This is a genomic window from Xanthobacter nonsaccharivorans, assembly GCF_043194755.2.
Lineage (GTDB): Bacteria > Pseudomonadota > Alphaproteobacteria > Rhizobiales > Xanthobacteraceae > Xanthobacter > Xanthobacter autotrophicus_G.
Genome location: NZ_CM195526.1, coordinates 3775606 through 3801557 on the forward strand (window position 1 = coordinate 3775606; position 25952 = coordinate 3801557).

Below are 25952 nucleotides of genomic sequence, written 5' to 3' on the forward strand. Positions count from 1 at the left end.
CGCACCATGCTTTGGCGAGGGATGCAACCAAAGGTATGGGGCCGCTCCGAGCCCGGATTGCCCGCATTGCGACACGAACGCCGCCGCTTGCGGCCCTTTCCGACGCGAAAGGCGGCTGCGCATGGCGCAGTTTCGTGCTTTTCCGGGCACGTATTATGCAGGATCGGAGGCTGCATCTGGGTTGTTGACCGAAATCCGCCGGGATGAAGAGCGGGAGGGCAGCGATCGGACCCCTGCACTCCGGAGAGCCTCCCATGACCGCGCCCTTCCCCGCCGCGCTGCCCGGCGACGCCGCTTACGTCTCGCCCACCCATCTGCGCACGCCGTTCCGCTCCTTCCTCGTCTCCTTCGACAAGGGCATCTACTGGCTGCGGATGCCACAGGATACCGGCAAGACCCAGTTCATCCGCGGCATCGTGGCGAAGCGCCCGCCGAAGGAAGACGCAGCGCCGGAGGGCATCGACAGCGCCATATCGAGCAGCCTTCGCGCCATCGCCGTCGAGCTCGCCCCCGGCGCGGGGGCGCAGGCGCTGGCCGGAGCGGTGAAGGCGGCCTTCGAGGCCGAGTTCGGCCCTGCCGGTGCAGCAGGCGCGGAGGCGCTTTCCGGCCTCGGCGACCCGGAGGAGGCCCCGGCGGCATTCGCCACATGGCTCGCCCGCCTCGGCGACGTGGCACGCGCCACGGACGGCAAGCGTCTCCTGGTGTGCATCGACGGCCTCGACGCCGGAGCCGGCGGCACGGCCCCGAGCGTGCTGGATGTCCTGCCGGGCATCGGCCAGATGCCCGGCGGCGTTCTCCTGCTCCTCACCTCCCGGCCGAAGGAGGCGTGGCCGGATGGCCTCTTCGCGCAGGCCGAAGCGAAATTCGCCTCGGGGCCGGCGGTCGCCGTGCAGGACGTCGGGGTCGAGGACGCGCCCTATGTGGATACCCTGCGACGACTGTTCCAGGAGCGCCTGCGCCCGGTGCTGCGGGCCCGCGCCATCGCCATCCTTCACGCCCTGCTGGAAACCAGGGCCACCTTTGAAAAGGGCGGGCGCGACCCGCGCCTCACCGGCGACGCCGTCTTGCGCGATGCGCTGAAGGACGACTGGAAGAAGCTGACGAACAAGTTCCCGCGCTATTCGGGCCAGCTCCTGCCGGTGGCGTCGCTGGTGCCGCTGCTCGACCAGTTCGACCGCTTGTGGGTGGACGTGATGGACCGCGGCGAGCGCAAGTTTCGATACGTCCATCTCATCATCCAGCGCATTGCCGACGGCACGCTGCCGGTGGAGGATGTGGCGGGACTGCCCCGCGGCGCCGACCTCGCCGCCCGCCTCGGCGTGCCCGCCTGAGCCGGCTCCCTTCAGAAAGTCAGAGGGAGGCGGCTGCGCGGGCGGCCTGGTCGTAATGGCCGGAGAGGGTGCGCAGCAGCGCCGCGATCTCCGACAGCCGGGCCGGATCGATGCCGGTGGCCACCACGGCACCGGTGAGCAGCGCCTCGCGCACCTCGCGGTAACGGACGCAGGCGGCCCGCCCGGTGGCGCTGGCGGCCAGCGTCTTCTCCTTGCCGCGCCGGCCGCCTTCCACCAGGCCGAGGGCCTGCAGCTTCTTGGCGGCATAGGTGACGAGGTGGGTGTCCTCCACATCCAGCACGAGGCACAGATCGGCAATGGTCTTCGGCCGGTCGCGATGGACCACGTGGTGGAGCACCAGCACGTCGAGGGCGGAGAGGTCCGGCACGCCGGCCGCCGCCATGCAGCGCACCATCCAGCGCCCGTAGGCATGGGTGAGCATGTTGAGGCCGAACTCGAATTCCGAAAGCGCTGGCAGCGCCCCGTCGGCGAGATGGGCGGAGGAGACGATGGCCGGCGTGGCGGCCGCCTTGGCGGCGCCTTCGGGCTTCTCGTTCCGTTCGTCGCGCGCTGTCACGTCGGCCTCATTGTGGGCAGGTCCGGTCGGGAGGCGGCGGGGCGGATCGGCCCGCCCCGCCGCCGGCGTCACTTCTTGTAGGCGTCGATCACCGACTTGCCGTCCGCCCCGGCCTTGGCGAGCCAGGCGTCGGTCAGGTTCGTGCCGATCTTCTCGAAGCCGGCCTTCAGCTCCGGGCTCGGCGGGGCGAGCTTCATGCCCTTGGCGGAAAGCTGGTCCATATAGGCCTTGGTCTTGGTCTCGGAGAGCTTCCAGCCGCGCTCCTCGGCGGCGGCGGCGGCCTTCAGCACGGCCTCCTGGGTGGGCTTGTCGAGGGCATCGAAGGCAGCCTGGTTCACGAACACCACGTTCTTCGGCAGCCAGGCCTGGATGTCGTAGAAATACGGGATGCTCTCCCAGATCTTCACGTCGGTGCCGGTGGCGGAGGAGGTGATGAGGGCGGTGACGGTGCCGGTGGCGAGCGCCTGGGCGAGTTCGGCCTGCTGCACGGTGACCGCCTGCGCGCCCACCGCCTCGCCGATGCGCGAGGTGCCGGCATTGTAGGCGCGCCACTTGGCGCCCTTCAGGTCCTCCACCTTCTCCACGGCGGCCTTGGAGAACAGGCCCTGCGGCGGCCACGGCATGGCGTAGAGCACCTTGAGGCCCTGGGTGGCGAGCTTCTTCTCCACCGCCGGGCGGGAGGCCGCCCAGAGCTTCCTCGACGCATCGAAGGAGGTGGCGAGGAAGGGCACCACGTCGATGCCGAAGATGGGATCCTCGTTCTCATGCAGCGAGATCAGCACCTCCCCGGCCTGGGCCTGCCCGGTCTGCACCGCGCGCTTGATCTCCGGCGCCTTGAACAGGGACGCGTTGGGGTGAAGCGTGATGGAGAGCTTGCCACCGGAGGCCGCTTCCAGGTCCTTGGCGAACTGGGCGAGGTTCTCGCTGTGCAGATTGTCGGCCGGATAGGCGGACGGCAGGTTCCATTTGGTCTGCGCCATGGCCGGAGCGGCGAGGGCCACGGCCCCGATCGCAAGCACCGGACCGAGGATGCGCATCAATCCAGACATCTGTCGTCTCCTTCGGGTTGATCACATGTTTCAGGCCCCGCCTTGGGGCGGCAGGGGTGTCCGCGTCAGTTTCCGTAGGCGAGCTCGGGCAGGATCATCACGATCTGCGGAAACACGGTGATGATGGCAACTGCCGCTACGAGAAGGAAGAAGAACGGCAGGGAGGCGAGGGCCACCGTGTTCGAATCCTTGCCCGACATGGTCTGCAGCACGAACAGGTTGAAGCCCACGGGGGGCGACACCTCCGCCATCTCCACCACCAGCACCAGGAAGATGCCGAACCAGACCGGGTCGAAGCCGGCGGTCTTGATCATGGGGATCACCACCGAGGTGGTCAGAACGATCATGGAGAGGCCGTCGAGCGCGGTGCCGAGCACGATGTACATGACGGTGAGCGCGGCAATGAGCGCGTAGGGCGACAGGTGCAGGCTGTCCACCCACTGGGCGAGGGCCACCGGGATGCCCGTGTAGGCCATGGAGGTGGACATGAAGGAGGCGCCGGCGAGGATCAGCATGATCATGCAGGTGAGGCGCGTCGCGCCCATCACCGAGGCCCAGAAGGCCGGCCAGGTGAGCGCCCCCTGCCACCAGGCGATGGCGAGCGATCCGGCCACCCCCCAGGCGGCGCATTCGGTCGCCGTGGCCCAGCCGAACAGCAGCGCGGCGAAGACGAAGATGATGAGCAGGCTGACCGGGATGAGGTTTGCCGATTCCCGCATCTTTTCCCGCCACGGCAGAGGTGGGTCGGCGGGCGGGGTGCGCTTGGGGTTCAGCAGCGACCAGACGATGATGTAACCGGAATAGAGCGCCATCACCAGGAAGCCGGGCAGGAAGCCGGCCAGGAACACCTGGATGATGGAGACGTTGGCCGCCACCGCATAGACCACCATGGTGATGGAGGGCGGGATGAGGATGCCCAGCGTGCCGGCGCCCGCCAGCGAGCCCAGGCTCACCATGTCGTCGTAGCCGCGCTTCTTCAGCTCCGGCAGGGCGATCTTGGCCACCGTCGCGCAGGTGGCGGCGGAGGAGCCGGAGACCGAGCCGAACAGGCCGCAGGCGATCACGTTCACATGCATCAGCCGGCCGGGCAGCCAGTTGAGCCAGGGGGCAAGGCCGCGGAACATCTCCTCCGACAGGCGGGTGCGGAACAGGATCTCGCCCATCCAGACGAACAGGGGCAGCGCCGCCAGCGTCCAGGAGGCGGAATTGCCCCAGATGGTGGTGGCGAGCACCGCGCCGGCCGGAATGCCGCCGGCCACGAACTGCATGCCCACATAGCCCACCACCAGCAAAGCGATGGCGATCCACACGCCGCAGGCCAGGAGCGCCATGAGCAGGAGCAGCAGGAGCCCGGAAATCTCGATCATTTCCATCAGGCTAGACTCCGCTCTGCATGGCGCGCTCGACCACTTCCTCGGCGCTCGACGGCGGCGGCTTCTCGTAGCGCGGCTCCCCGCCCCGCAGCGCGTGGACGAACTCGTCCACGAAGGCGACGAAGAGGATGACGAGGCCGCCCGAGTAGCCCAGCTGCGGAATCCACAGGGGCACGGCGACGACGCCCTGGGAGATGTCGTTGAAACGGAAGGAATCCCAGGTGAGGACGACCGCGTTCCAGGCGAAGAAGCCCACCGAGCCGACGCCGATGACGAGGCAAAGGAACTCCACCACCCGCTTCGCCCGGCCCTTCAGATGATCGGTGATGAGGCCGACGCGGATCAGCTCCCCCGAGCGGAAGGTGTGGGCGAGGCCGAGGAACGCGCTCGCCGCCATGCACCAGGCGACGAAATCGTCGCCTGCGGGGATGTTGAAGCCGACGATGCGCCCCACCGACAGCAGCATCATCAGCACGAAGATGGCGAGCATGAAGAGGCCGGCGAGCCAGCCGGCGCCGAGATAGAGCCCATCGAGCCCGCGGCGGATCATCCGCGCCTCCCCGCACCGAAGCCCGCAGCGGCGCCGAGGCGCAGAGGATCATTGCCCGCACCCTGCAGGCGTGAGGTCCCGATCATGCTGTCCCCTCTCGCGGCTTCCGGAAACCGGGCCGATCTTTGGCCGCTTGCGTTACGGCAGTGATGGCATGATTGTGGCACGTCAATAAATTGTCAACGAATTGTTGACGACGAACAGCGGCCATGCCTTCCTTTGGCCGCAGCGACACAAATTGCTGTCGCAGCGGAATGCCTTTCCAAGCAGGTCGCCCGTAGCAAGTCCCGCGCCATGCCCTGCCCCTGGGTCCGGCGGCGGCACGCGCACGGCGGCCACCGCTCTTCCGGCCCCCTGTGGAGCATGAGACGATGACGCGGACGACCCAAGCAGGCGACACCGGCACCCCCGAGGCTTCTTCGGGCGTTGCGGCCTGGGAATTCTGGATCGACCGCGGCGGCACCTTCACCGACATCGTCGGCAAGCACCCGGACGGGAGCCTCGTCGCCCACAAGGTGCTGTCGGAAAATCCCGAGGCCTATCGCGACGCGGCGGTACATGGCATCCGCGAGATCCTGGGCCTGAAGGCGGGAGCAGCCATTCCCGCGGGGCTCGTCTCTGCCGTCAAGATGGGCACCACGGTGGCCACCAATGCCCTCCTGGAGCGCAAGGGCGACCGCACCCTGCTCGTCACCACCCGCGGCTTCAGGGACGCGCTCAAGATCGGCTACCAGGCGCGGCCGAAGATCTTCGCCAAGAAGATCGTGCTGCCGGACATGCTGTTCGAGCGCGTGCTGGAGGTGGACGAGCGCGTGCGCGCCGACGGCACGGTGGAGGCGACGCCGGACCTTGCCGACCTGCGCGGCCGGCTTGAGGCGGCGAAGGCGGACGGCATCGTCGCCGTCGCCATCGTCTTCATGCACGGCTACCGTTATCCCGGGCACGAGCGGCAGGTGGCGGCGCTGGCGCGGGAGATCGGCTTCCCGCAGGTCTCCGTCTCCCACGAGGTCTCGCCGCTCATCAAGCTGGTGGGGCGCGGCGACACCACGGTGGCGGATGCCTACCTCTCCCCCATCCTGCGCCGCTACGTGCGGCAGGTGGCGGACGAGCTGTCCGGCGGCGGCGGGACCGAGGGCGAGGCCATCCGCCTCATGTTCATGATGTCGTCGGGCGGGCTCACGGCGGCGGACCTGTTCCAGGGCAAGGACGCCTTGCTCTCCGGTCCGGCCGGCGGCGTGGTCGGCGCGGCGCAGACGGGCGCGCTTGCGGGCTTCGAGCGCATCATCGGCTTCGACATGGGCGGCACCTCCACCGACGTCTGCCATTTTGACGGGGAGCTGGAGACCGCCTTCGACACCGAGGTGGCCGGCGTGCGCATCCGCGCGCCCATGATGCGCATCCATACGGTGGCGGCGGGGGGTGGCTCCCTCCTGCATTATGACGGCGCGCGGTTCCGGGTCGGCCCCGATTCAGCCGGCGCCAATCCCGGCCCGGCCTGCTATCGCCGCGGCGGCCCGCTGGCGGTCACCGACGCCAACGTGATGCTGGGCAAGCTCATTCCCGATTTCTTCCCGAGGATCTTCGGCCCGGCCCAGGACCAGCCCCTCGACGCCGAGGTGGTGCGCGCGAAGTTCGCGGCGCTGGCGGGCGAGATCGGCGGCGGGCGCACACCGCAGCAGGTGGCGGACGGGTTCGTCACCATCGCGGTGGAGAACATGGCCAACGCCATCAAGAAGATTTCGGTGGAGCGCGGCTATGACGTGACGCGCTATGCCCTCAACTGCTTCGGCGGCGCCGGCGGGCAGCACGCCTGCCTCGTCGCCGACGCGCTGGGCATGACGAAGGTGCTCATCCATCCCTTCTCCGGCCTGCTGTCGGCCTACGGCATGGGCCTCGCCAGCGTCCGCGCCCAGCGCACCCGCGCGGTGGGCGCGGAGATGACGCCGGGCCTGCTGCCCCAGCTGCTGGCGACGAAGGACGAGCTCGCCATCGAGACGCGCGCCGAGCTGGCCGGCCAGGGCATCGCGGCCGATGCCACCATCACCGAGGCGAAGGCCCACCTGCGCTACGCCGGCACGGACACCGCCCTGCCCGTGGCGCTGGCCGACCTTGCGGCCATGACCGCCGAGTTCGAGGCGAAGCACCGCGCCCAGTTCGGCTTCGTCTCCCCGGAGAAAAGCATCGTCGTGGAGGCGCTCGAGGTCATGTCGGCGGGCGGCGGCGCCGGCATTGCCGAGCCGGACCTGCCGCTCGCCTCCGGCAGCCCGCCGGAGGCCCGCCGCACCCGCTTCTTCGCCCGTGGCGACTGGCACGACGCGCCGGTGGTCCTGCGGGAGAACTTCAGGCCCGGCATGACGCTGGCCGGCCCCGCCATCGTCATCGAGCCGAACCAGACGGTGGTGGTGGAGAAGGGCTGGCGCGCCGACGTGAACGCCAGGAACCACCTCGTCCTCGCCCGCACGCAAGCCCTCGCCCGCGCCGAGGCGGTGGGCACCCATGCGGACCCGGTGATGCTGGAGGTGTTCAACAACCTGTTCATGTCCATCGCCGAGCAGATGGGCGTCACCCTCCAGAACACCGCTTATTCGGTCAACATCAAGGAGCGGCTGGACTTTTCCTGCGCCGTCTTCTCCGCCGAAGGCGACCTCGTGGCCAATGCCCCGCACATGCCGGTGCATCTCGGCTCCATGGACAAGTCGGTGGAGACGGTGATCCGCGAGAACGCCGGCGCCATCCGCCCCGGCGACGTGTTCGCGCTGAACGCCCCGTACAATGGCGGCACCCATCTGCCGGACATCACCGTGGTGACCCCGGTGTTCGACGGCGTGGGCGACCGCATCCTGTTCTGGGTCGCCTCCCGCGGGCACCATGCGGACGTGGGCGGCGTCGCCCCCGGCTCCATGAGCCCGCTTGCCACCCATATCGAGGAAGAAGGCGTCTATATCGACAATTTCAAGCTGGTGTCGGCGGGCGCGTTCCAGGAGGAGGGCCTCCTGAGGCTCCTCACCACCGCCCGCTATCCGGCGCGCAACCCGGTGCAGAACGTGGCCGACCTCAAGGCGCAGATCGCCGCCAACGAGAAGGGCGTGCGCGAGCTCCTGAAGATGATCGACACCTTCGGCCTCGACGTGGTCGAGGCCTATATGGGCCACGTCCAGGACAATGCCGCCGAGAGCGTGCGCCGCGTGCTCGACCGGCTGGAGGACTGCGCCTTCGCCTATGAGATGGACCAGGGCACGGTCATCAAGGTGAAGATCACCGTGGACAAGGAGAAGCGCGAGGCGACGGTGGACTTCACCGGCACCTCGCCCCAGCAGGAGACCAACTTCAACGCCCCCGCCCCCGTGACCCGCGCCGCCGTGCTCTACGTGTTCCGGGTGATGGTGGAGGACGAGATCCCCATGAATGCCGGGTGCCTCAGGCCCATCCGCATCGTGGTGCCGGAGGATTCCATGCTGGCGCCGAGCTATCCGGCGGCGGTGGTGGCGGGCAATGTGGAGACCTCCCAGGCGGTCACCAACTGCCTGTTCGGGGCGCTGAAGGCCATGGCGGCCTCTCAGGGCACCATGAACAACCTCACCTTCGGCAACGACACCTACCAATATTACGAGACCATCTGCTCCGGCTCCCCGGCCGGCCCCGGCTTCGACGGGACGGACGGCGTGCATGTGCACATGACCAATTCCCGCCTCACCGACCCCGAAGTGCTGGAGACGCGCTTTCCCGTGCTGCTGGAGGATTTCCACATCCGTCCCGGCTCCGGCGGGCGGGGGCGCTGGCATGCGGGGGCCGGCACCTACCGGCGCATCCGCTTCCTGGAGAAGATGGAGTGCGCGCTGCTCTCGTCCCACCGGCGGGTGCATCCCTTCGGCGTCGAGGGGGGCGAGTCCGGGGCGCTGGGGGAAGGCTTCGTGCGCCGCCGCGACGGCTCCACCGAGATGCTCGCCGGCTGCGACCAGAAGGTGCTGGAGGCGGGCGAGGCGGTGATCATCGTCACCCCCACCGGCGGCGGCTTCGGCGACCCCAGGCTCCGGGGGAAATAACCCTGTGGCCGGTGGACCAGGCTCATCGGCCACGGCTGTCAGCCCGCGTGGCACCCGAGCGAGCCCGCTCGGCGCCGGTCCAGGACCGGGGCCGCCGGCATAGTAGGCCCCTCATGCCCATCGCCTGGCCTGCGCCGGGCGATGGGTTCTCTATCCCGAAGTTTGGGAGGCGTTACACCGGGCAGGTGGATGCGATCCGATCGGATCGCTCTCCCCTCAGCCCGGCCGCGAGAAGGTGAGGATCTCGCGCTTGCCGGCATGGTTGGCAGGGCCGACGATGCCTTCGGTCTCCATCCGCTCCATAAGGGAAGCGGCCTTGTTGTAGCCCACCTGCAACCGGCGCTGGATGTAGGAGGTGGAGGCCTTGCGGTCGCGCATGACGATGGCGATGGCCTGCTCGTAGAGGTCGCCGCCGACCTCGCTGATGCCGGCGCGGTCGAACACCGCCTCGTCCTCCTCGTCGGCCTCCTCCGTCTCGTCGAGGATGACGGCGTCGAGATAGTCCGGCCCGCCCTGGGCCTTGAGGAAGGCGACCACCTTCTCCACCTCGCCGTCGGAGACGAACGGTCCGTGCACGCGCGTGATGCGCCCGCCGCCCGCCATGAACAGCATGTCGCCCTGCCCGAGCAGCGTCTCCGCCCCCATCTCGCCGAGGATGGTGCGGCTGTCGATCTTGCTGGTCACCTGGAAGGAGATGCGGGTGGGGAAGTTGGCCTTGATGGTGCCGGTGATGACGTCCACGGACGGGCGCTGGGTGGCCATCACCAGATGGATGCCGGCGGCCCGGGCCATCTGGGCGAGGCGCTGGATGGCGCCTTCGATCTCCTTGCCCGCCACCATCATCAGGTCGGCCATCTCGTCGACGATGACGACGATGTAGGGCAAGGGAGTGAGGTCCATCTCCTGTTCCTCGAACAGGGCCTCCCCGCTCTCCTTGTCGAAGCCCACCTGCACGCTGCGGGTGATGACCTCGCCCTTCTCCGCCGCCTCCTTCACGCGGGCGTTGAAGCCATCGATGTTGCGCACGGCGAGGCGGCTCATCTTGCGGTAGCGCTCCTCCATCTCCTTCACCGCCCACTTCAGCGCGATGATCGCCTTCTTGGGGTCGGTGACGACGGGGGTGAGGAGGTGCGGGATGCCCTCGTAGACGGAGAGCTCCAGCATCTTGGGATCGATCATGATGAGTCGGCAGGCTTCCGGCGTGTGCCGGTAGAGCAGGCTCAGGATCATGGTGTTGATGGCCACCGACTTGCCGGAGCCGGTGGTGCCGGCGACGAGAAGATGGGGCATGCGGGCAAGGTCCGCGATCACCGGCACGCCGCCGATGGTCTTGCCCAGGCACAGGCCCAGCTTGGGGTGGGTGTCGGCAAATTCGTGGCTGGCCAGCAGCTCGCGCAGCCACACGGTCTCGCGCCGGCGGTTGGGCAGCTCGATGCCGATGACGTTGCGCCCTTCCACCACCGCCACACGGGCGGACACCGCGCTCATGGACCGGGCGATATCCGGCGAGAGGCCGATGACGCGGGAGGACTTCACCCCCGGTGCCGGCTCGAACTCGTACAGGGTGACCACCGGGCCGGGATTGGCGTCGATCACCTCGCCGCGCACGCCGAAATCGCGCAGCACCTGCTGGAGCATGGAGGATGACTGGTCGAGGAATTCCTCGGACATCTCATAGTCCGGCTCCACCACCGGCGGCTCGCGCAGCAGGTCGAGGGGCGGCAGGTCATAAGGCGAGGCGGCGGTCTCCAGGGCGGGCGCCGCGGCAGGCGGGAGGGTCGCGGCGGGCGCCGGCACCATGGCCACGGCGGCCGGAGCAGCCACGGGGGCCACGGCCGCGGCCTCGAACCCGGGGGCAGCGGCAGCGCCGATGAAGCGCGCGGTGATGCTCTGCTGGTACGGCCGCCAGACGAAGGGCCAGGCATCCGTGGAGGGGGCATCCGTGGAGGGAACTTCGGCGGAAGGCGCATCGACGGAGGGGGTCGGCACGGGCGTGCCGGCGGGGCCGGCGGCTTCGAGCTCGTCTCCGGAGGCTTCCATCGCCTCCTCCTTCGCCGCCTCGTCCTCGAGGAGCGTATCCTCGGGAAGCCCCTCCGCGACGAGCCGGCCCTCTTCGTCGCCGATCAGAGCGGCAGCGGTTTCCTCGTCTTCATCCCCGGCCGTCTCCGCCTCGTCCATCCCGGCTTCGACAGCGTCCTCTTCGGCCAGGACCTCGTCGGCCAGGTCCTCTTCGGCAGGGTCCTCATCCGCCTCATCGTCGTCCGCGACGGCGTCGAGGAGGGAGTGGAAGGCATCGTCCGCGTCGGAGACGAACGGCGCATCGCCCTCGGCCGGCGCGTCGTCATCCGCGTCGAAGCGGGCGGCGTCCAGCAGCTGGCGCTCGGCGGCGAAGGCGGCCTCCTCCATGCCATCCCCGGCGACGGCCATCTCCAGCGGGCCGAGGGCCATCAGGTCCTGGTCGGCGGCCATCACCGGCGGGATGGCGTCGGCGCCGAGCAGCAGCAGACGCCCGAGGGGACGCAGGGTCGGCGGCACCTCCTCCGGCACGCCCGCGGCACGGGCGACGGCTTCCGGCGCAAGCATCTCGGGCGGCTCCGGCACGGCAACCACATCCACCAAGGCCACACTCTCCACGCAAGGGGTCTCATCGGAAGCGACAGGGGCCGCGGGCGGCTCCGCGCCGGGGGCGGCGAAGGCCGGCACCTCCATCGCACCCGCCACGGGAGCGGCCATGGGGGCGCCGGCGGCAAGGCCGACCGCGCCGTCCTCGGCCAGATCGACGGTGCCGGCGGCCGGTTCGGGACCCGCAGCCGGATCAACCGGAAGGTTGGAAGCGCCCAGGTCCGGAACGCTGAAGTCCGGAACGCTGAAGTCCGGAAGGCCGGTGTCCGAAACGCTGAAGTCCGCGCCATCCTGGTCCAGGGCCGGAAGGCCGGCCCCATCGAGGCCCCGCGCGAAAGGCGTCGTCGCGGCCTCAGGGTCATAGGCTGCGGCCGGCGGAAGGGCGGCGAGGGCAGCAGCGGGGTCCGGCAGGTCGATGATGCCGGCGGGCTCGGCTTCGGCGGGGGGATCCTTGCCGTCGCTGGGATCGAGCACGAAGCGCCAGCCGCGGTTGGAAATCTCGCAGGTGATGACGGCCGCCGCCACGTCGCGCGGCCGCAGGAAATGGTCCGGCGTGCGGGTGAAGCGGGTGTTGGCATCCAGCGTGAAGGGGCGCAGCCAGCTCGGGATCTGCTCCAGGTTCAGCCAGCTGGGGCCCGCCGCCGCCTCGGACGGGGCGCCGCCATTGTCCTGCTGCACATCGTGCGCGGCCCCGTCATACGGATAGGGATCGTAAAGGGATGGGGCGTGGCCGCCGTGGCTGTAGGAGCCCTGGCCGCCGGCATCCCGCCCATGGGGATCATGCCCGTAGGACTCGTGCCCGTAGGACTCTTGCCCATAGGGATCCGGGTGGGAGCGGCCGCGCTCGGGCTGCTCCCTGAGGCGCGCGCCATAGGAGCCATGGGGCGCCCCGGCGTCCGTGCCCTCGGAAAAATCGGGGGAGAAGCCAAAGGGTCTCGGGGGACGGGTGAAGGAAGACATGCTGATCCACAGTCCGCAGCGTCGGCGCCGTGTTTCAAGGCATAGGCCGGGGCCCGTTAAGGGGAGGTTTGCGCCACCGGAAAATGGTTTCTAAATACCATCGCCTGTGGACAAGCCCACGGATCGCGCCCCCCGCGCCGGGCCTGCGCCCCTCCCCCGATCGCGCCGCGGACCCGTCGCGGGGTCCTGCTGGCCGCCGCCGCTATGGAATTCCTATGCGCGGACCCGAGCGGCCCGTCTCGAATCCCTATGCCTCCTTCGCCACCCTTCCGGGCATGGCCGGCGCGACCCGACACCGGGTGCGCCGGCCGGCGCCCGCTCTCCCTTGCGCCCTGAAGGGCGAGGGACGGGCGGAGCGCACCCTCCTGAACCGACATCCGAGGACCGAGGCCATGGCGACCTCCCTGAAACCCCGATTGCGCGCCGACACCTGCCCCCTGCCCGACCTCATCGTCGGCCAGGATGTCTCCGGCCGCTGGCTGGTGCGCGACGCCGGCGGCCAGATCGGCGGCGTGTTCCGCGACCGGCAGGCCGCCGAGCGGTTCGCCGCGTTCGAGAGCGGCCACCGCCAGGGCGCGGTGCGCCTTGCGCCCTTGGGGGTGCGGATCGCGCTGACGGGGCCCCTCCCCCGTGCGCTCGCACGCGGGCGCTGAGTGAAATCCCTATGAGAATTTTATATCCGCGCCGCGCCGCCCGGCTCGAATCCTTATGCCGCCATGGACATTATTCCCGGCGAAGACTGGCGCCCGTGCCCTGAAACGGGCGCTGTCCGCATTCTCCGGCGTCAAGTCTTCGGCCGCCGGACTCTTTCAGGAGCAAAGCCGATGCTGGATGCCCTTGTGCTCGCGCTCGCGCTGTCCCTTTTCGTCGTGGCCATCGGCTACGGCTATGCCTGCGAACAACTTTGACCCGTCCGCGAATGACTTGCCCGCGAATGACGTGCCGCGAAGGCGGGACTTCGAAGGAGAAACCCATGACCATCGATTACCTTCTGGGGGGGCTCGTCACGGCGGGCCTCCTCTTCTACCTCACCCTCGCGCTCGTGAAGCCGGAACGGTTCTGAGGAGCGCGCCATGACCCTATCCGCAACAACCCTCGCCGGCCTCGCGCAGGTGGCGGTGTTCGTACTCGCCGTGGTCGCGCTGGCGCGCCCACTCGGCGGCTACATGACACGCGTGTTCGCCGGCGAGCGCACGTTCCTCTCGCCGGCGCTGAGGCCGGTGGAGGGCGTCCTCTACCGCCTCGGCGGCGTCGATCCGGCGCGCGAGCAGCACTGGCTCACCTATGCGGTGGCCATGCTGCTGTTCCACGTGGGCGGCTTCGCCATCCTCTATGCGGTGCTGCGCCTGCAGGACCTGCTGCCCCTCAACCCGCAGGGCATGGGACCGGTGGCGCCGGACCTCGCCTTCAACACCACCATCAGCTTCCTCACCAACACCAACTGGCAGAACTACGGCGGCGAGAGCACGCTCTCCTACCTCTCGCAGATGCTGGGGCTCACCCACCAGAACTTCCTCTCCGCCGCCACCGGCATCGCGCTCGCCATGGCGCTGATCCGCGGCTTCTCGCGGGCATCGGCGCAGACGGTGGGGAATTTCTGGGTGGATGTCACCCGCTGCACCCTCTACGTGCTGCTGCCCATCTGCGTCGTCTACGCGCTGTTCCTGGTGTGGCAGGGCACGCCGCAGACCCTCGGCGCCTATGTGGATGCGGCCACGCTGGACGGCGGCACGCAGACCATCGCCCTCGGCCCCGTGGCCTCGCAGGTGGCCATCAAGATGCTGGGCACCAACGGCGGCGGCTTCTTCAACGCCAATGCCGCCCACCCGTTCGAGAACCCCACCGCACTCTCCAATTTCGCGCAGATGCTCTCCATCTTCGCGCTGGGCGCGGCGCTCACCAACGTCTTCGGCCGCATGGTGGGCAACGAGAGGCAGGGCTGGGCCATCCTCGCCGCCATGGGCGTGCTCTTCCTCGCTGGCGTCGCGGTGACCTGGTGGGCGGAGGCCTCCGGCACGCCGGCGCTCAACGCCCTCGGCCTCACCGGCGGCAACATGGAGGGCAAGGAGCTGCGCTTCGGCATCCTCGCCTCCTCCCTTTTCGCCGTCGTCACCACCGCCGCCTCCTGCGGCGCGGTGAACGCCATGCACGACAGCTTCACGGCGCTGGGCGGCATGATCCCGCTCATCAACATGGAGCTCGGCGAGATCATCGTCGGCGGCGTGGGGGCGGGCATGTACGGCATGCTGCTGTTCGTCATCGTCGCCATGTTCGTGGCGGGGCTGATGGTGGGCCGCACGCCAGAATACGTGGGCAAGAAGATCGAGGCGAAGGAAGTGAAGATGGCCATGCTCGCCATCCTCATCCTGCCGCTGATGATGCTGGGCTTCTCGGCAGTGGCGAGCGTGCTGCCCTCGGCGGTGGCCTCCATCGCCAACCCCGGGCCGCACGGCTTCTCGGAGATCCTCTACGCCTACACCTCGGCCACCGCCAACAACGGCTCGGCCTTCGGCGGCCTCACCGGCAACACGCCCTTCTACAACCTCACCCTCGGCATCGCCATGTTCGTCGGCCGGTTCCTCATGATCGTCCCGGCCATGGCGATCGCCGGATCGCTGGCGGCGAAGAAGACCGTGCCGGCCTCGGCGGGCACCTTCCCCACCACGGGGGGGCTGTTCGTGGGGATGCTGGTGGGGGTCATCCTCATCGTCGGCGGCCTCACCTTCTTCCCGGCCCTCTCGCTGGGGCCCATCGTCGAGCACCTGGCCGCCCAGGCGGGCCAGAGCTTCGGGGCGGGGGGCTGAGATGCGCGAGGAGCACACCCCCACCCCGCCCGCCCGTCCGCGCGACGGGCGGGAGCGGACGCGGCGCCTGCCGCTCCAGTTCTCCGAGATCGTCCTCATCGCCTCCGTCGCCTGCCTCGTGGCCGCCGCGGCCATCCAGGCGGTGGTGACCCTCGCGGTCCAACTCTCGGCCAAATGAGCCCTCCTTTCCGGGATCCCCTCCCATGACCAAGACCTCAGGCTCCGGCAGCCTTCTTCAGCCCTCCATCCTCGTGCCCGCCATCGGCGCGTCGCTGCGCAAGCTCGACCCGCGCGTGATGGTGAAAAACCCGGTGATGTTCGTGGTGGAGGTGGTGGCGCTGCTCACCACCGTGCTCTTCCTCCGCGACCTCGCCACCGGCGGCGCGAACCTCGCGTTCTCGTTCCAGATCATCCTGTGGCTCTGGTTCACCGTGCTGTTCGCGAACTTCGCCGAGGCCGTCGCCGAAGGCCGCGGCAAGGCGCAGGCGGAATCGCTCCGCCGCACCCGCACCGAAACCTCCGCCAAGCTCCTCACCGGCAACGGCAACGCCTTCCGCACGGTACCCGGCACCTCGCTCAAGGTGGGCGACGTGGTGCTGGTGGAGGCGGGCGACATCATCCCCTCCGACGGCGAGGTGGTGGAGGGCGTCGCCTCGGTGAACGAGGCCGCCATCACCGGCGAGAGCGCGCCCGTCATCCGCGAGAGCGGCGGCGACCGCTCGGCGGTCACGGGCGGCACGACGGTGGTCTCCGACTGGCTGAAGGTGCGCATCACCGCCGCGGCGGGCGCCACCTTCCTCGACCGCATGATCGCGCTGGTGGAAGGCGCCGAGCGGCAGAAGACGCCGAACGAGATCGCCCTCAACATCCTGCTCGCGGGCATGACGATCATCTTCATCTTCGCCACCGCCTCCATCCCGAGCTTCGCCGCCTATGCGGGCGGCACCATCTCGGTGATCGTGCTGGTGGCGCTGTTCGTCACCCTCATCCCCACCACCATCGGCGCCCTGCTCTCGGCCATCGGCATCGCCGGCATGGACCGGCTGGTGCGCTTCAACGTGCTCGCCATGTCGGGCCGCGCGGTGGAGGCGGCGGGCGACGTGGACACCCTGCTCCTCGACAAGACCGGCACCATCACGCTGGGCAACCGCCAGGCGGCCGAGTTCCGCCCCGTGCGTGGCGTGAGCCCGGAGGAGCTGGCGGACGCCGCCCAGCTCGCCTCGCTCGCCGACGAGACGCCGGAGGGCCGCTCCATCGTGGTGCTGGCGAAGGAGAAATACGGCCTCAGGGCCCGCGACATGGCGGGCCTCAACGCCCAGTTCGTGCCCTTCACCGCGCAGACCCGGATGAGCGGCGTGGACGTGGACGGCTCCAGCGTCCGCAAGGGCGCGGTGGACGCCATCCTGCGCCATGTGCAGAACCCAATGCAGGCGGTGACCGCCTCCGGCGCCGTGCAGAACGTGCGCACCCTGCCGAACGCCGAGGCGGTGCGCGAGATCAACGCCATCACCGAGGAGATCGCCAAGGCCGGCGGCACGCCGCTCGCCGTGGCGCGGGACGGGCGGCTGCTCGGCGTCGTCCACCTGAAGGACATCGTGAAGGGCGGCATCCGCGAGCGCTTCTCGGAGCTGCGCCGCATGGGCATCCGCACGGTGATGATCACCGGCGACAATCCTTTGACCGCCGCCGCCATCGCCGCCGAGGCGGGGGTGGACGACTTCCTCGCCGAGGCCACCCCGGAAGCCAAGCTCCGCCTCATCCGCGAGGAGCAGGCCAAGGGCAAGCTCGTCGCCATGTGCGGCGACGGCACCAACGACGCCCCCGCCCTCGCCCAGGCCGACGTGGGCGTCGCCATGAACACCGGCACGGTGGCTGCCCGCGAGGCCGGCAACATGGTGGACCTCGACAGCGACCCCACCAAGCTCATCGAGATCGTGGAGATCGGCAAGGCGCTGCTGATGACGCGCGGCTCGCTGACCACCTTCTCCATCGCCAACGACGTGGCGAAGTATTTCGCCATCATCCCGGCCATGTTCGTGGCCTTCTACCCGCAGCTCGGCGCGCTGAACGTCATGGGCCTCGCCTCGCCGCAGAGCGCCATCCTCTCGGCCATCATCTTCAACGCGCTCATCATCATCGCGCTCATCCCGCTGGCGCTGAAGGGCGTCAAGTTCCGGCCCATCGGCGCGGCCGCGCTGCTCAAGCGCAACCTCGTCGTCTACGGCCTCGGCGGCATCCTCGTGCCGTTCGCCGGCATCAAGGCGATCGACCTCGCCGTTGCCGCGCTCCACCTCGTCTGAGGAGTGATCCCATGCTGAAGGAAATCCGTCCCGCCCTGGTGCTGGTGGCCCTGCTCACCGCCATCACCGGCCTCGCCTATCCCCTCGCCATGACGGGGGCGGCGCAGGTGCTGTTCCCCTTCGCCGCCAACGGCAGCCTCATCGTCCGCGATGGCAAGGTGGTGGGCTCCGAGCTGATCGGCCAGAACTTCACCTCGGCGCACTACTTCCACGGCCGCCCCTCGGCCACCACCGGCGCCGATCCGGCCGATGCCACCAAGACCGTGGCGCAGCCCTACAACGCCGCGAACTCCATGGGCTCGAACCTCGGCCCCACCAATCCCGCCCTCCCCGACCGGGTGAAGGCGGATATGGAGGCGCTGAAGGCCGAGAACCCCGGCGCGCCGGTGCCGGCCGATCTCGTGACCACCTCGGGCAGCGGGCTCGATCCGCACATCTCGCCGGAGGCGGCCCTCTTCCAGGTGCCGCGCGTCGCCAAGGCGCGCGACATTCCCGAGGACAAGCTGAAGCGGCTCGTCGCCCTCTACACGGAGGAACGCACCCTCGGCCTCTTCGGCGAGCCGCGCGTGAACGTGCTCGCCCTCAACCTGGCGCTGGACCACTACCAGCCGAAGTGACGTACCCGTCCAAGTGAAGCGCGGCGTGCCTTGGCCTTCGCCCCTCCGTCATCCCCCGGCTCGTCCGGAAGTCGGCTGTTGCCGGCTTCCGATGGGGCAGACGGAACCCGGCAACAGCCGAGTTCGGGGGATCCACGGTGCGGCTGGGCCAGGCCGCGTACTCATAAAATCGGCCGGTTGCGAACGGCGCGGCGCTGGCTCAACCTGAGAAGAATGCCTCTCGCAATGGAGCCATCACCGATGAAGCCTTTCAGTCGCTCGCTCCTACCCTTGCTCTTGGTGGCATTCGGAGCGGTCCCAGCACGCGCAGATGACAAGGCTGACGTGCTTGCAGCGAACACGCAGGTCGAAGAGGCGTTCTCCAAGCTGGACGTCAAGGCTATTGAGGCGACCTGGGCCCAGGACGGGTCTGTTTCCGTTATACACCCCGCAAGCAAAGCGCCGATCCTAGGTTGGGAGGCCGTCCAGAAAAGTTATGCGGACCATCCGGTTAGGTACAAGGATTTCTCAGTTGCGATGGACAATCCGCAGGTAACGATCAACGGCGATGTCGCTTGGATCGTAGGTATTGAAAAGGTGAACGCGCATCGAGCGAACGGTGACGTGCTCGACATTTCGGCGCTTGCGACGAACATATTCGAAAAGCGCGGTGGCAAGTGGCTGCTGGTGCATCACCATGCCAGCCGTATGCCCTAGAACAATTTCGAGCGAAGTGAATACCGGTTCGCGTGAAGAAAATGCGTTAAAGCAAAGACATAGACCGTTTCCCCGATTCCATGAAACGGGGAAAACGGTCAAGCCGCCGAACACGCTTCTTCAACAAGATCAAACAGTGCCGCGGGGTCGCAACGCGCTCCGCCAGGCTGGCCGCCGATTGCCTTGCATGTGTCCGGCTTGCGCCAGGTGGATGCCCCCGACCAGCTGGGGCATGACGGTGCGGGGTTTGGAGCGCCCTCCGCTCTCCGGTGGCCCGCAAGCCCCTCAGCCCGGCCCCTCCTCCCCCTGGCGGACGGCGGAGATGCCGAAGCGGCGCATGCGTCGGTGCACGGTGGTGCGGTCGATGCCGAGATCCCGCGCCACGGCGGAGACGTTCCACTGGCGCGCCGACAGAGCGGCGAGGAGCTGGGCCCGGCCGCCCTCCGCCACGGCGCGGGGCGCCGGCATCGGGTCGTGCACCTCTTCCAGCGCGTGGGCACAATGGAGGCGATCCGGCAGGTCGTCGCGGGCGATGTGTCCGTCGCTCGCCACCGCGCAGGCATAGTCCAGCGCGTTCAGGAGCTCGCGGACGTTGCCCGGCCAGGAATGGGCCTTCAACGCCGCGCTGGCCTCCGGCGAGACGGTGTAGCGCACGCCCGCCGCGCTCCCGCGTTCGGCGAGAAAGCCGGCGATGAGGCGATCGAGATCCGCCCGCCGCCGCAGCGCCGGCAGGGCGAGCACCGCGCCGGACAGGCGGAAGTAGAGATCCTCCCGGAACCGGCCCGCCTTCACCTCCGCCACCAAATCGCGGTGGGTGGCGGCGATGACGCGGATGTTCACCGGCACCGGCCGGGTGCGGCCGAGCGGCGTCACCTCCCGCTCCGCCAGCACGCGCAAGAGGCGGGTCTGGAGCGCCAGCGGCATGTCGCCGATCTCATCGAGGAAGAGCGTGCCGCCGTCCGCCTCCAGCACCAGCCCCTTCCTGCCGCGCGCGGCCGCGCCGGTGAAGGCGCCCGGCTCGTAGCCGAACAATTCGCCCTCGATCAGCGTCTCCGGCAGGGCGGCGCAGTTCACCGCCACGAACGGCTTGGCGGAACGCCCGCTGGCGGCGTGGATGGCTTTCGCCAGATGCTCCTTGCCGGTGCCCGTCTCGCCGGTGATGAGCAGGCTCATCTGCGTGTTGACGAGCTTCGCCGCGCGCAGCGCCACCTCCTGCATGGCCGCGTCGCCGTGGTGGAGCGCGGCGAGCGGCTTCGGCAGGCTGGGCGCGGGCGGCAGCGGCGCGGGCGAGGCCGCGCGGGCCGGCGGCTGCTGCGCCTGGGCGAACAGCGGCGTGCCGCTCACCGCGAGGCGCACCATGCGCTGCGCCGCCGGGCGGGAGGGAATGAAGCGCGGCAGGTCGTCCACCTCCAGGTCGAAGAAATCGGAGAACATGCGCCCCACCAGCGGCCGGGGGTCCTGCGGCCCGGGGCGCCGGTCGCGCTCGCGCAGGAGGAGCCGGCGGGCCTTGTCGTTGAAGCCGAGGATCCGCCCCGCCCCGTCCACCGCCAGCACGAAGGAGGGGTCCACGTCCGCGAACTCGGGGGACGGCGCGAGCTTGACGATCCATTCCTGGCGGAAGCGGTTGAGCAGGTTCGCCGTCTCGATCTTGTGGGCGAAGGATTTCACGAACCGGAGGGCGAGGAACTGGCTCTCCTTCGGCTCGGGCGAGCGCAGGGCGGAGATGTCGAGCACCGCGGCAAGCGCGCCGGAGGTGTCGTAGACCGGCGCCGCGGTGCAGGTGAGCGGGATGTGGGTCGCGTCGAAATGGTCGGTCTGGTGCACCACCAGCGCCTCGCCGGTGGCGATGCAGGTGCCCACCGCGCAGGTGCCGGCGTGGGGCTCGTTCCAGTCGGCGCCGAGATAGAGGCCGGCGCGCATGAGATTGTTGTCGAAGGTGGGATCGCCGATGAAGTCCACCGTGATGCCCTTGGCATCGGTGAGCAGCAGCACGTAGCCGAGGCCGGCGACCTCGCGGTAAAGCGTCTCCACCCCGAAGCGGGCGGTGTGGAGGAATTCCTCCATGGCATCCTGGTGCTCGCGCAGCCGCGTGCCCGGCACGATGCAGGGGTCGCGCAGGACCACCGGATCGAGATTGTGCTCATTGACGCACCGCCGCCAGGACGCCTCGATGATGGCGTCGCGCCGCGTTGCGTGGCCGCTCGCCGCGCGCACCAGCTCGTCGATGTGCGCGACCTGCTCCTGCCGCATGGACGATCCTCCCAGACCGTTCTTTTGCGGCAAGTCTCGCCCCTATCGGGGGCAAGAGCAAGTATTGCGGTCCTGCCCCACAGTTACGGCCCGGCTGGCGCTGCAACACCTGTGGCAGCCGCCGCCACAGGTGTGGCGCCCGCGCCGCAACGCGCCTCTCCCGAGGCGGGCGGTGAAAGTATTGATGCGCAAGCCTTTGCGGATTTTCGGGCAGTTGGCCCGGCGTTTGCTGAAGAAGATCCCAACAAAAATCCGCAGACGGAACAGGACAGCACCACTGCCGGACCCCGGCGTCTGTCCCGCACTGCAACGAACACCTTGAGGGAGGAGACCATGACGCAGACTTCCACCACGCCTTTGTCCAACAATCCGATCCCGCTCGAGAAGGACGAGCTCATCAAGGCCTACCGCACCATGCGCACCATCCGCGATTTCGAGGAGCGGCTGCACGTGGAGTTCGCCAAGGGCGACATCCCCGGCTTCGTGCACCTGTATGCCGGCGAGGAGGCCTGCGCCACCGGCGTCATGATGCACCTCACCGACATGGACCGCATCGCCTCCACCCATCGCGGCCACGGCCACTGCATCGCCAAGGGCGTGGACGTGGCTGGGATGATGGCGGAGATCTACGGCAAGGAAACCGGCTCCTGCCGCGGCAAGGGCGGCTCCATGCACATCGCCGACCTTTCCAAGGGCATGATGGGGGCGAACGGCATCCTCGGCGCCGGCGCGCCGCTCATCTGCGGGGCGGCGCTCGCCGCCAAGTTCCGTGGCGACGGGGGCGTGGGCATCACCTTCTTCGGCGACGGCGCCGCCAACCAGGGCACGGTGCTGGAGAGCATGAACCTCGCCGCCATCTGGAACCTGCCGGTGATCTTCGTGGTGGAGAACAACGGATACGCGGAAGCCACCTCCGTCACCTACGCCACCGGCGTCGAGAGCTACGTGGACCGCGCCGCCGGCTTCGGCCTGCCCGGGGTGAGCGTGGACGGCACGGACTTCCTCGCCGTGCACAAGGCGGCGGGCGAGCTCATCGCCCGGGCGCGGGCGGGCGGCGGGCCCGCGCTGCTCGAATGCCGGATGATCCGCTTCTTCGGCCATTTCGAGGGCGACAGCCAGACCTACAAGGCCAAGGGCGAGAACGACTTCAACCGCGCCAACCGCGACTGCCTGAAGATCTTCGCCGACCGCGTCACCGCCGCGGGCATCGTCAGCGACGCCGAGATCGCCCTCCTCGACCGGGAGGTGGCGCAGCTCATCGACGACGCGGCCGCCTCCGCCAAGGCGGCGCCCCTGCCTGTCGCGCGGGACCTCCTGAGCGACGTCTACGTCTCCTACTGAGCCACCAACGATAACCGGAGGAACACCATGGCCCGCAAGCTGAGCTTCAAGCAGGCGATCAACGAGGCGCTGGACCAGGAGATGCGCCGCGACCCCACCGTCATCCTCCTCGGCGAGGACATTGTGGGCGGGTCCGGCGCGCCCGGCGAGATGGATGCGTGGGGCGGCGTGCTCGGCGTCACCAAGGGGCTGCATGCCAAGCACGGTCAGCGCCTCATGGACACGCCCCTGTCCGAGAGCGCCTATATCGGCGCGGCCATCGGCGCCGCCGCCTGTGGCATGCGCCCGGTGGCGGAGCTCATGTTCCTCGACTTCATGGGCGTGTGCTTCGACCAGATCCTGAACCAGGCGGCGAAGTTCCGCTACATGTTCGGCGGCAAGGCGAAGACGCCGGTGGTGATCCGCGCCATGGTGGGCGCCGGCTTCCGCGCCGCGGCCCAGCATTCGCAGATGCTCACCCCCATGTTCACCCACGTGCCGGGGCTGAAGGTGGTCGTGCCCTCCAATGCCTATGACGCCAAGGGCCTACTCATCCAGGCCATCCGCGACGACGACCCGGTGATCTTCTGCGAGCACAAGAACCTCTACGGTTCCGAGGCGGACGTGCCGGCCGAGCCCTATGCCATCCCCTTCGGCGAGGCGAACGTGGTGCGCGACGGACGGGACGTGACCATCGTCGGCTACGGCCTCACCGTGCCGCGGGCGCTGGAGGCGGCCGACAGCCTCTCCCGCAGGAGCGGCATCGAGGCGGAGGTGATCGACCTGCGCACCCTCTCCCCCATCGACTGGGACACGGTGCTGGAAAGCGTCGAGAACACCGGCCGCCTCGTGGTGGTGGACGAGGCCAACCCGCGCTGCTCCATCGCCACCGACGTCGCGGCCCACGTGGCCCAGCATGCCTTCGGCGCGCTGAAGGCGGCCCCGCAGATGGTGACGGCGCCACACACGCCGGTGCCCTTCTCCCCGGTGCTGGAGGACCTCTACATCCCGACCGGCGAGGCCATCGCCGCCGCGGTGCTGAAGACCACCCCCCACGCGCTCGCAGCCTGAGGACGGACGAAGATGCAGGACAACGTGGTTGAGAGCGTCACCGGAAACGCGCGCATCAGGCCCATCGTCATGCCCAAGTGGGGGCTCTCCATGGCGGAAGGCAAGGTCACCGGCTGGCTGAAGCCCGTGGGCACGCGCATCGCCGTGGGCGACGAGATCCTGGAGGTGGAGACCGACAAGATCGCGGGCGTGGTGGAGGCCGGCGATGCCGGCATCCTGCGCCGGGCCATCGGCGCGCGCGACACGATCTATCCGGTCAAGGCCCTCATCGGCGTCATCGCCGACGCGGAGGTGAGCGACCAGGAGATCGACGCCTTCGTGGAAGGCTATGCCGCCCCCGCCGAGGACGGCGAAGAGGACGCCGCGGAGGCGGGGCCGAAATACGAATTCGCCGACACCCCCTTTGGCCGGCTGCGCTATGCGAAGCGCGGCTCTGGCGAGACGGCCATCGTGCTCGTCCACGGCTTCGGCGGCGACCTCGACAACTGGCTGTTCAACATCGACGCGCTGGCCGGTGCCGGCACCGTCCACGCCGTCGATCTGCCGGGCCACGGCCAGTCCGACAAGACCGTCGGCACGGCGAGCCTCGCCTGGCTCTCCGACGCCCTCCTCGCCTTCATGGACGCGCAGGGCATCGGCAAGGCGCATTTGGTGGGCCATTCCATGGGGGGCGCCATCGCCATGGAGACGGCGCTGGCCCACCCGGAGCGCGTCGCCTCCCTCGCCCTCATCGGCTCGGCGGGGCTCGGGGAGGAGATCAACGGCGGCTATACGGACGGCTTCGTCTCCGCCTCTTCCCGGCGCGACATGAAGCCCGTGCTGGAGCAGTTGTTCCATGATCCCGCGACGGTCACGCGCCAGCTGGTGGAAGACATCCTCAAGTACAAGCGCATCGACGGAGTGGATGGGGCGCTGTCCGCCCTCGCCGCCGGACTGTTCCCCGGCGGCCGGCAGGCCGGCGTCCTCGCCGACCGGCTGAAGGCGACGGACGTGCCGGTCCTCGTCGTCTTCGGCGCGAGCGACAGGGTGATCCCCCCCGCCCATGCGGAGGCGCTGGCCGGCCGCGCCCAGGTGGAGGTGCTCGCCGAGGCCGGACACATGGTGCAGATGGAAAAGGCGAACCGCGTCAACGAGCTGCTCGCCGCCCACATCGGTCGCTGAGCCCTTTCACCCCCGACAACCACAACAACGCCGCCGCGCCAGCGGACGGCGAAGGAGGAGGCATGCCCATTCTCAAGGACAGGAGCATCGTCATCACCGGGGCGGCCGGCGGCATCGGCGCCGCCATCGCCAGGGCCCTGGCGCAGGACGGCGCCCGCATCACCGTCGCCGACCTCTCGGCCGAGGCGGCCGACAAGGTGGCGGAAGAAATCAAGGCCGATGGCGGCACCGCCATCGCCGTGCCGGTGGACGTGCGGGAGCGGACACAGGTGCGCGCCCTGCTGGACAAGGCGGTCGCCGCCTTCGGTCGCCTCGACGTGCTGTTCAACAATGCCGGCGTCGCCCAGACCCGTCCCTTCCTCGACATCACCGAGGAGGACTGGCGCTTCGTCACCGATGTGAACGCCCTGGGCGTGCTCATCGGCATGCAGGAGGCCATCAAGACCTTCAAGGCCCAGGAGAAAAGCGGGCTTGGTGGCGGCGGCAAGATCGTCAACACCGCCTCCATCGCCGCGAAGCAGGGCTACGAGCCCCTCGCCCATTACTGCGCCAGCAAGTTCGGCGTGGTCGCCCTCACCCAGGCCGCCGCCCGCGCCTTCGGCAAGGACCAGATCACCGTCAACGCCTTCTGCCCCGGCGTGGTGGCCACCGACATGTGGAAGGTGATCGACCAGGGCTTCCGCGACAGCGGCCTCACCTCCCGCGACAACGAGGCCTTCGACACCTTCGCCGCCGGCGCGGTGCTCGGCCGCCCCTCGCGTCCCGACGACCTCGTGGGGGTGGCCCGCTTCCTCGCCTCCCCGGCTTCCGACTTCATGACCGGACAGTCCCTGCTCGTGGACGGCGGCATGGTCTTCACCTGAGGGAAACGCACCACATGTCCCCCATGCCTGAGCAGGTTCAGCTGAAGGAGATGAACCTTCGCTTCGCCGCCCTCGCCAAGGCCTTGCCGCAGCAGATGGGGGCTTTCCGCTCCCTGATGTCGGAGGTCTCGAAGGACGGGGCGCTGTCGTCGAAGGTGAAGGAGCTCACCGCGCTCGCCATCGCCGTGCACAAGGGGTGCTCCGACTGCATCCTGTTCCATATCGCCAACACCAAAGGCCACGGCGCCACCCGCGCCGAGGTGGCCGAGATCCTCGGCGTCTGCATCGAGATGGGCGGCGGCCCGGCGGCCGTCTATGCGGGCCGCGCGCTCGCGGCATTCGACGGGCTAACCAACGACAAGTGA

At 69.2% G+C, this 25952-nt stretch carries 21 protein-coding genes; 15 read left to right on the forward strand and 6 right to left on the reverse strand.

Annotation, left to right across the window (positions count from 1 at the left end):
- Nucleotides 1-254: 254 nt before the first annotated feature.
- Nucleotides 255-1331 carry a hypothetical protein gene (locus tag V5F59_RS17300; RefSeq protein ID WP_393976446.1) on the forward strand — a complete coding sequence of 359 codons (1077 nt, stop codon included), beginning with the start codon at nt 255-257 and terminating at the stop codon, nt 1329-1331.
- A 19-nt stretch (nt 1332-1350) separates the two neighbouring features.
- Here V5F59_RS17300 and V5F59_RS17305 read toward each other — a convergent pair whose 3' ends face one another.
- The 4 genes from V5F59_RS17305 to V5F59_RS17320 all read right to left on the reverse strand — a co-directional run bounded on the left by V5F59_RS17305 (nt 1351) and on the right by V5F59_RS17320 (nt 4880).
- Complete coding sequence (locus V5F59_RS17305) at nt 1351-1908, reverse strand: winged helix DNA-binding protein (protein WP_393976447.1); 558 nt, start codon at nt 1906-1908, stop codon at nt 1351-1353.
- A gap of 68 nt (nt 1909-1976) precedes the next feature.
- Nucleotides 1977-2957 carry a TRAP transporter substrate-binding protein gene (locus V5F59_RS17310; protein ID WP_393976448.1) on the reverse strand — a complete coding sequence of 327 codons (981 nt, stop codon included), beginning with the start codon at nt 2955-2957 and terminating at the stop codon, nt 1977-1979.
- A gap of 65 nt (nt 2958-3022) precedes the next feature.
- A complete protein-coding gene (locus tag V5F59_RS17315) occupies nt 3023-4330 on the reverse strand; it encodes a TRAP transporter large permease (RefSeq protein WP_393976449.1) in 1308 nt (435 codons plus the stop codon).
- Between the two features lie 4 nt (nt 4331-4334).
- Nucleotides 4335-4880, reverse strand: a complete 546-nt coding sequence (locus V5F59_RS17320) for a TRAP transporter small permease (RefSeq protein WP_393976450.1) — start codon at nt 4878-4880, stop codon at nt 4335-4337.
- Nucleotides 4881-5251: 371 nt separating this feature from the next.
- Here V5F59_RS17320 and V5F59_RS17325 point away from each other — a divergent pair, with 371 nt between their 5' ends.
- On the forward strand, nt 5252-8923 hold the full coding sequence (locus tag V5F59_RS17325; protein ID WP_393976451.1) for a hydantoinase B/oxoprolinase family protein: 3672 nt from the start codon (nt 5252-5254) through the stop codon (nt 8921-8923).
- 216 nt (nt 8924-9139) lie between these two features.
- On the opposite strand, the gene V5F59_RS17330 is transcribed toward V5F59_RS17325, so the two are convergent.
- On the reverse strand, nt 9140-12505 hold the full coding sequence (locus tag V5F59_RS17330) for a DNA translocase FtsK (RefSeq protein WP_393976452.1): 3366 nt from the start codon (nt 12503-12505) through the stop codon (nt 9140-9142).
- A 392-nt stretch (nt 12506-12897) separates the two neighbouring features.
- Between V5F59_RS17330 and V5F59_RS17335 the strand changes: the two genes are divergently transcribed.
- The 8 genes from V5F59_RS17335 (at nt 12898) to V5F59_RS17370 (ending at nt 18922) form a co-directional block, all read left to right on the forward strand.
- A complete protein-coding gene (locus tag V5F59_RS17335) occupies nt 12898-13158 on the forward strand; it encodes an RAG2 PHD domain containing protein (RefSeq protein ID WP_393976453.1) in 261 nt (86 codons plus the stop codon).
- A 63-nt stretch (nt 13159-13221) separates the two neighbouring features.
- Nucleotides 13222-13413, forward strand: a complete 192-nt coding sequence (locus V5F59_RS17340) for a hypothetical protein (RefSeq protein WP_393976454.1) — start codon at nt 13222-13224, stop codon at nt 13411-13413.
- 65 nt (nt 13414-13478) lie between these two features.
- Nucleotides 13479-13568: a K(+)-transporting ATPase subunit F gene (locus V5F59_RS17345; protein ID WP_393976455.1), complete on the forward strand. Its 90-nt coding sequence runs from the start codon at nt 13479-13481 to the stop codon at nt 13566-13568.
- Nucleotides 13569-13578: 10 nt separating this feature from the next.
- Nucleotides 13579-15309, forward strand: coding sequence for a potassium-transporting ATPase subunit KdpA (gene kdpA / locus V5F59_RS17350; protein WP_393976456.1), 1731 nt, complete (start codon nt 13579-13581; stop codon nt 15307-15309).
- A 1-nt stretch (nt 15310) separates the two neighbouring features.
- Entirely contained in the window at nt 15311-15487 is a 177-nt protein-coding gene (locus V5F59_RS17355; RefSeq protein WP_393976457.1) for a hypothetical protein, read from the forward strand.
- A 25-nt stretch (nt 15488-15512) separates the two neighbouring features.
- Complete coding sequence (gene kdpB, locus V5F59_RS17360) at nt 15513-17609, forward strand: potassium-transporting ATPase subunit KdpB (RefSeq protein ID WP_393976458.1); 2097 nt, start codon at nt 15513-15515, stop codon at nt 17607-17609.
- A gap of 11 nt (nt 17610-17620) precedes the next feature.
- On the forward strand, nt 17621-18226 hold the full coding sequence (locus V5F59_RS17365; RefSeq protein ID WP_393976459.1) for a K(+)-transporting ATPase subunit C: 606 nt from the start codon (nt 17621-17623) through the stop codon (nt 18224-18226).
- A 240-nt stretch (nt 18227-18466) separates the two neighbouring features.
- Nucleotides 18467-18922 carry a YybH family protein gene (locus V5F59_RS17370; RefSeq protein ID WP_393976460.1) on the forward strand — a complete coding sequence of 152 codons (456 nt, stop codon included), beginning with the start codon at nt 18467-18469 and terminating at the stop codon, nt 18920-18922.
- 285 nt (nt 18923-19207) lie between these two features.
- On the opposite strand, the gene V5F59_RS17375 is transcribed toward V5F59_RS17370, so the two are convergent.
- Complete coding sequence (locus V5F59_RS17375; protein ID WP_393976461.1) at nt 19208-21172, reverse strand: sigma-54-dependent Fis family transcriptional regulator; 1965 nt, start codon at nt 21170-21172, stop codon at nt 19208-19210.
- 333 nt (nt 21173-21505) lie between these two features.
- Between V5F59_RS17375 and V5F59_RS17380 the strand changes: the two genes are divergently transcribed.
- The 5 genes from V5F59_RS17380 to V5F59_RS17400 all read left to right on the forward strand — a co-directional run bounded on the left by V5F59_RS17380 (nt 21506) and on the right by V5F59_RS17400 (nt 25952).
- Nucleotides 21506-22513, forward strand: coding sequence for a thiamine pyrophosphate-dependent dehydrogenase E1 component subunit alpha (locus V5F59_RS17380; protein WP_393976462.1), 1008 nt, complete (start codon nt 21506-21508; stop codon nt 22511-22513).
- Between the two features lie 27 nt (nt 22514-22540).
- Nucleotides 22541-23563, forward strand: coding sequence for an alpha-ketoacid dehydrogenase subunit beta (locus V5F59_RS17385; protein WP_393976463.1), 1023 nt, complete (start codon nt 22541-22543; stop codon nt 23561-23563).
- A gap of 12 nt (nt 23564-23575) precedes the next feature.
- Nucleotides 23576-24724, forward strand: coding sequence for an acetoin dehydrogenase dihydrolipoyllysine-residue acetyltransferase subunit (locus V5F59_RS17390; protein ID WP_393976464.1), 1149 nt, complete (start codon nt 23576-23578; stop codon nt 24722-24724).
- Between the two features lie 62 nt (nt 24725-24786).
- Nucleotides 24787-25587 carry a glucose 1-dehydrogenase gene (locus V5F59_RS17395; protein WP_393976465.1) on the forward strand — a complete coding sequence of 267 codons (801 nt, stop codon included), beginning with the start codon at nt 24787-24789 and terminating at the stop codon, nt 25585-25587.
- A 14-nt stretch (nt 25588-25601) separates the two neighbouring features.
- Nucleotides 25602-25952 (forward strand): carboxymuconolactone decarboxylase family protein, encoded by a 351-nt coding sequence (locus tag V5F59_RS17400; protein ID WP_393976466.1) that lies wholly within the window; start codon nt 25602-25604, stop codon nt 25950-25952.

Excerpts from the sequence above, each read along its gene's own strand:
- V5F59_RS17300 (WP_393976446.1), top strand. The coding sequence starts at position 255 with ATGACCGCGCCCTTCCCCGCCGCGCTGCCCGGCGACGCCGCTTACGTC.
- V5F59_RS17310 (WP_393976448.1), bottom strand. The coding sequence starts at position 2,957 with ATGTCTGGATTGATGCGCATCCTCGGTCCGGTGCTTGCGATCGGGGCC.
- V5F59_RS17315 (WP_393976449.1), bottom strand. The coding sequence starts at position 4,330 with ATGGAAATGATCGAGATTTCCGGGCTCCTGCTGCTCCTGCTCATGGCG.
- V5F59_RS17320 (WP_393976450.1), bottom strand. The coding sequence starts at position 4,880 with ATGATCCGCCGCGGGCTCGATGGGCTCTATCTCGGCGCCGGCTGGCTC.
- V5F59_RS17325 (WP_393976451.1), top strand. The coding sequence starts at position 5,252 with ATGACGCGGACGACCCAAGCAGGCGACACCGGCACCCCCGAGGCTTCT.
- V5F59_RS17330 (WP_393976452.1), bottom strand. The coding sequence starts at position 12,505 with ATGTCTTCCTTCACCCGTCCCCCGAGACCCTTTGGCTTCTCCCCCGAT.
- V5F59_RS17335 (WP_393976453.1), top strand. The coding sequence starts at position 12,898 with ATGGCGACCTCCCTGAAACCCCGATTGCGCGCCGACACCTGCCCCCTG.
- V5F59_RS17340 (WP_393976454.1), top strand. The coding sequence starts at position 13,222 with ATGGACATTATTCCCGGCGAAGACTGGCGCCCGTGCCCTGAAACGGGC.
- V5F59_RS17345 (WP_393976455.1), top strand. The coding sequence starts at position 13,479 with ATGACCATCGATTACCTTCTGGGGGGGCTCGTCACGGCGGGCCTCCTC.
- kdpA (WP_393976456.1), top strand. The coding sequence starts at position 13,579 with ATGACCCTATCCGCAACAACCCTCGCCGGCCTCGCGCAGGTGGCGGTG.
- V5F59_RS17355 (WP_393976457.1), top strand. The coding sequence starts at position 15,311 with ATGCGCGAGGAGCACACCCCCACCCCGCCCGCCCGTCCGCGCGACGGG.
- kdpB (WP_393976458.1), top strand. The coding sequence starts at position 15,513 with ATGACCAAGACCTCAGGCTCCGGCAGCCTTCTTCAGCCCTCCATCCTC.
- V5F59_RS17365 (WP_393976459.1), top strand. The coding sequence starts at position 17,621 with ATGCTGAAGGAAATCCGTCCCGCCCTGGTGCTGGTGGCCCTGCTCACC.
- V5F59_RS17370 (WP_393976460.1), top strand. The coding sequence starts at position 18,467 with ATGAAGCCTTTCAGTCGCTCGCTCCTACCCTTGCTCTTGGTGGCATTC.
- V5F59_RS17375 (WP_393976461.1), bottom strand. The coding sequence starts at position 21,172 with ATGCGGCAGGAGCAGGTCGCGCACATCGACGAGCTGGTGCGCGCGGCG.
- V5F59_RS17380 (WP_393976462.1), top strand. The coding sequence starts at position 21,506 with ATGACGCAGACTTCCACCACGCCTTTGTCCAACAATCCGATCCCGCTC.
- V5F59_RS17385 (WP_393976463.1), top strand. The coding sequence starts at position 22,541 with ATGGCCCGCAAGCTGAGCTTCAAGCAGGCGATCAACGAGGCGCTGGAC.
- V5F59_RS17390 (WP_393976464.1), top strand. The coding sequence starts at position 23,576 with ATGCAGGACAACGTGGTTGAGAGCGTCACCGGAAACGCGCGCATCAGG.
- V5F59_RS17395 (WP_393976465.1), top strand. The coding sequence starts at position 24,787 with ATGCCCATTCTCAAGGACAGGAGCATCGTCATCACCGGGGCGGCCGGC.
- V5F59_RS17400 (WP_393976466.1), top strand. The coding sequence starts at position 25,602 with ATGTCCCCCATGCCTGAGCAGGTTCAGCTGAAGGAGATGAACCTTCGC.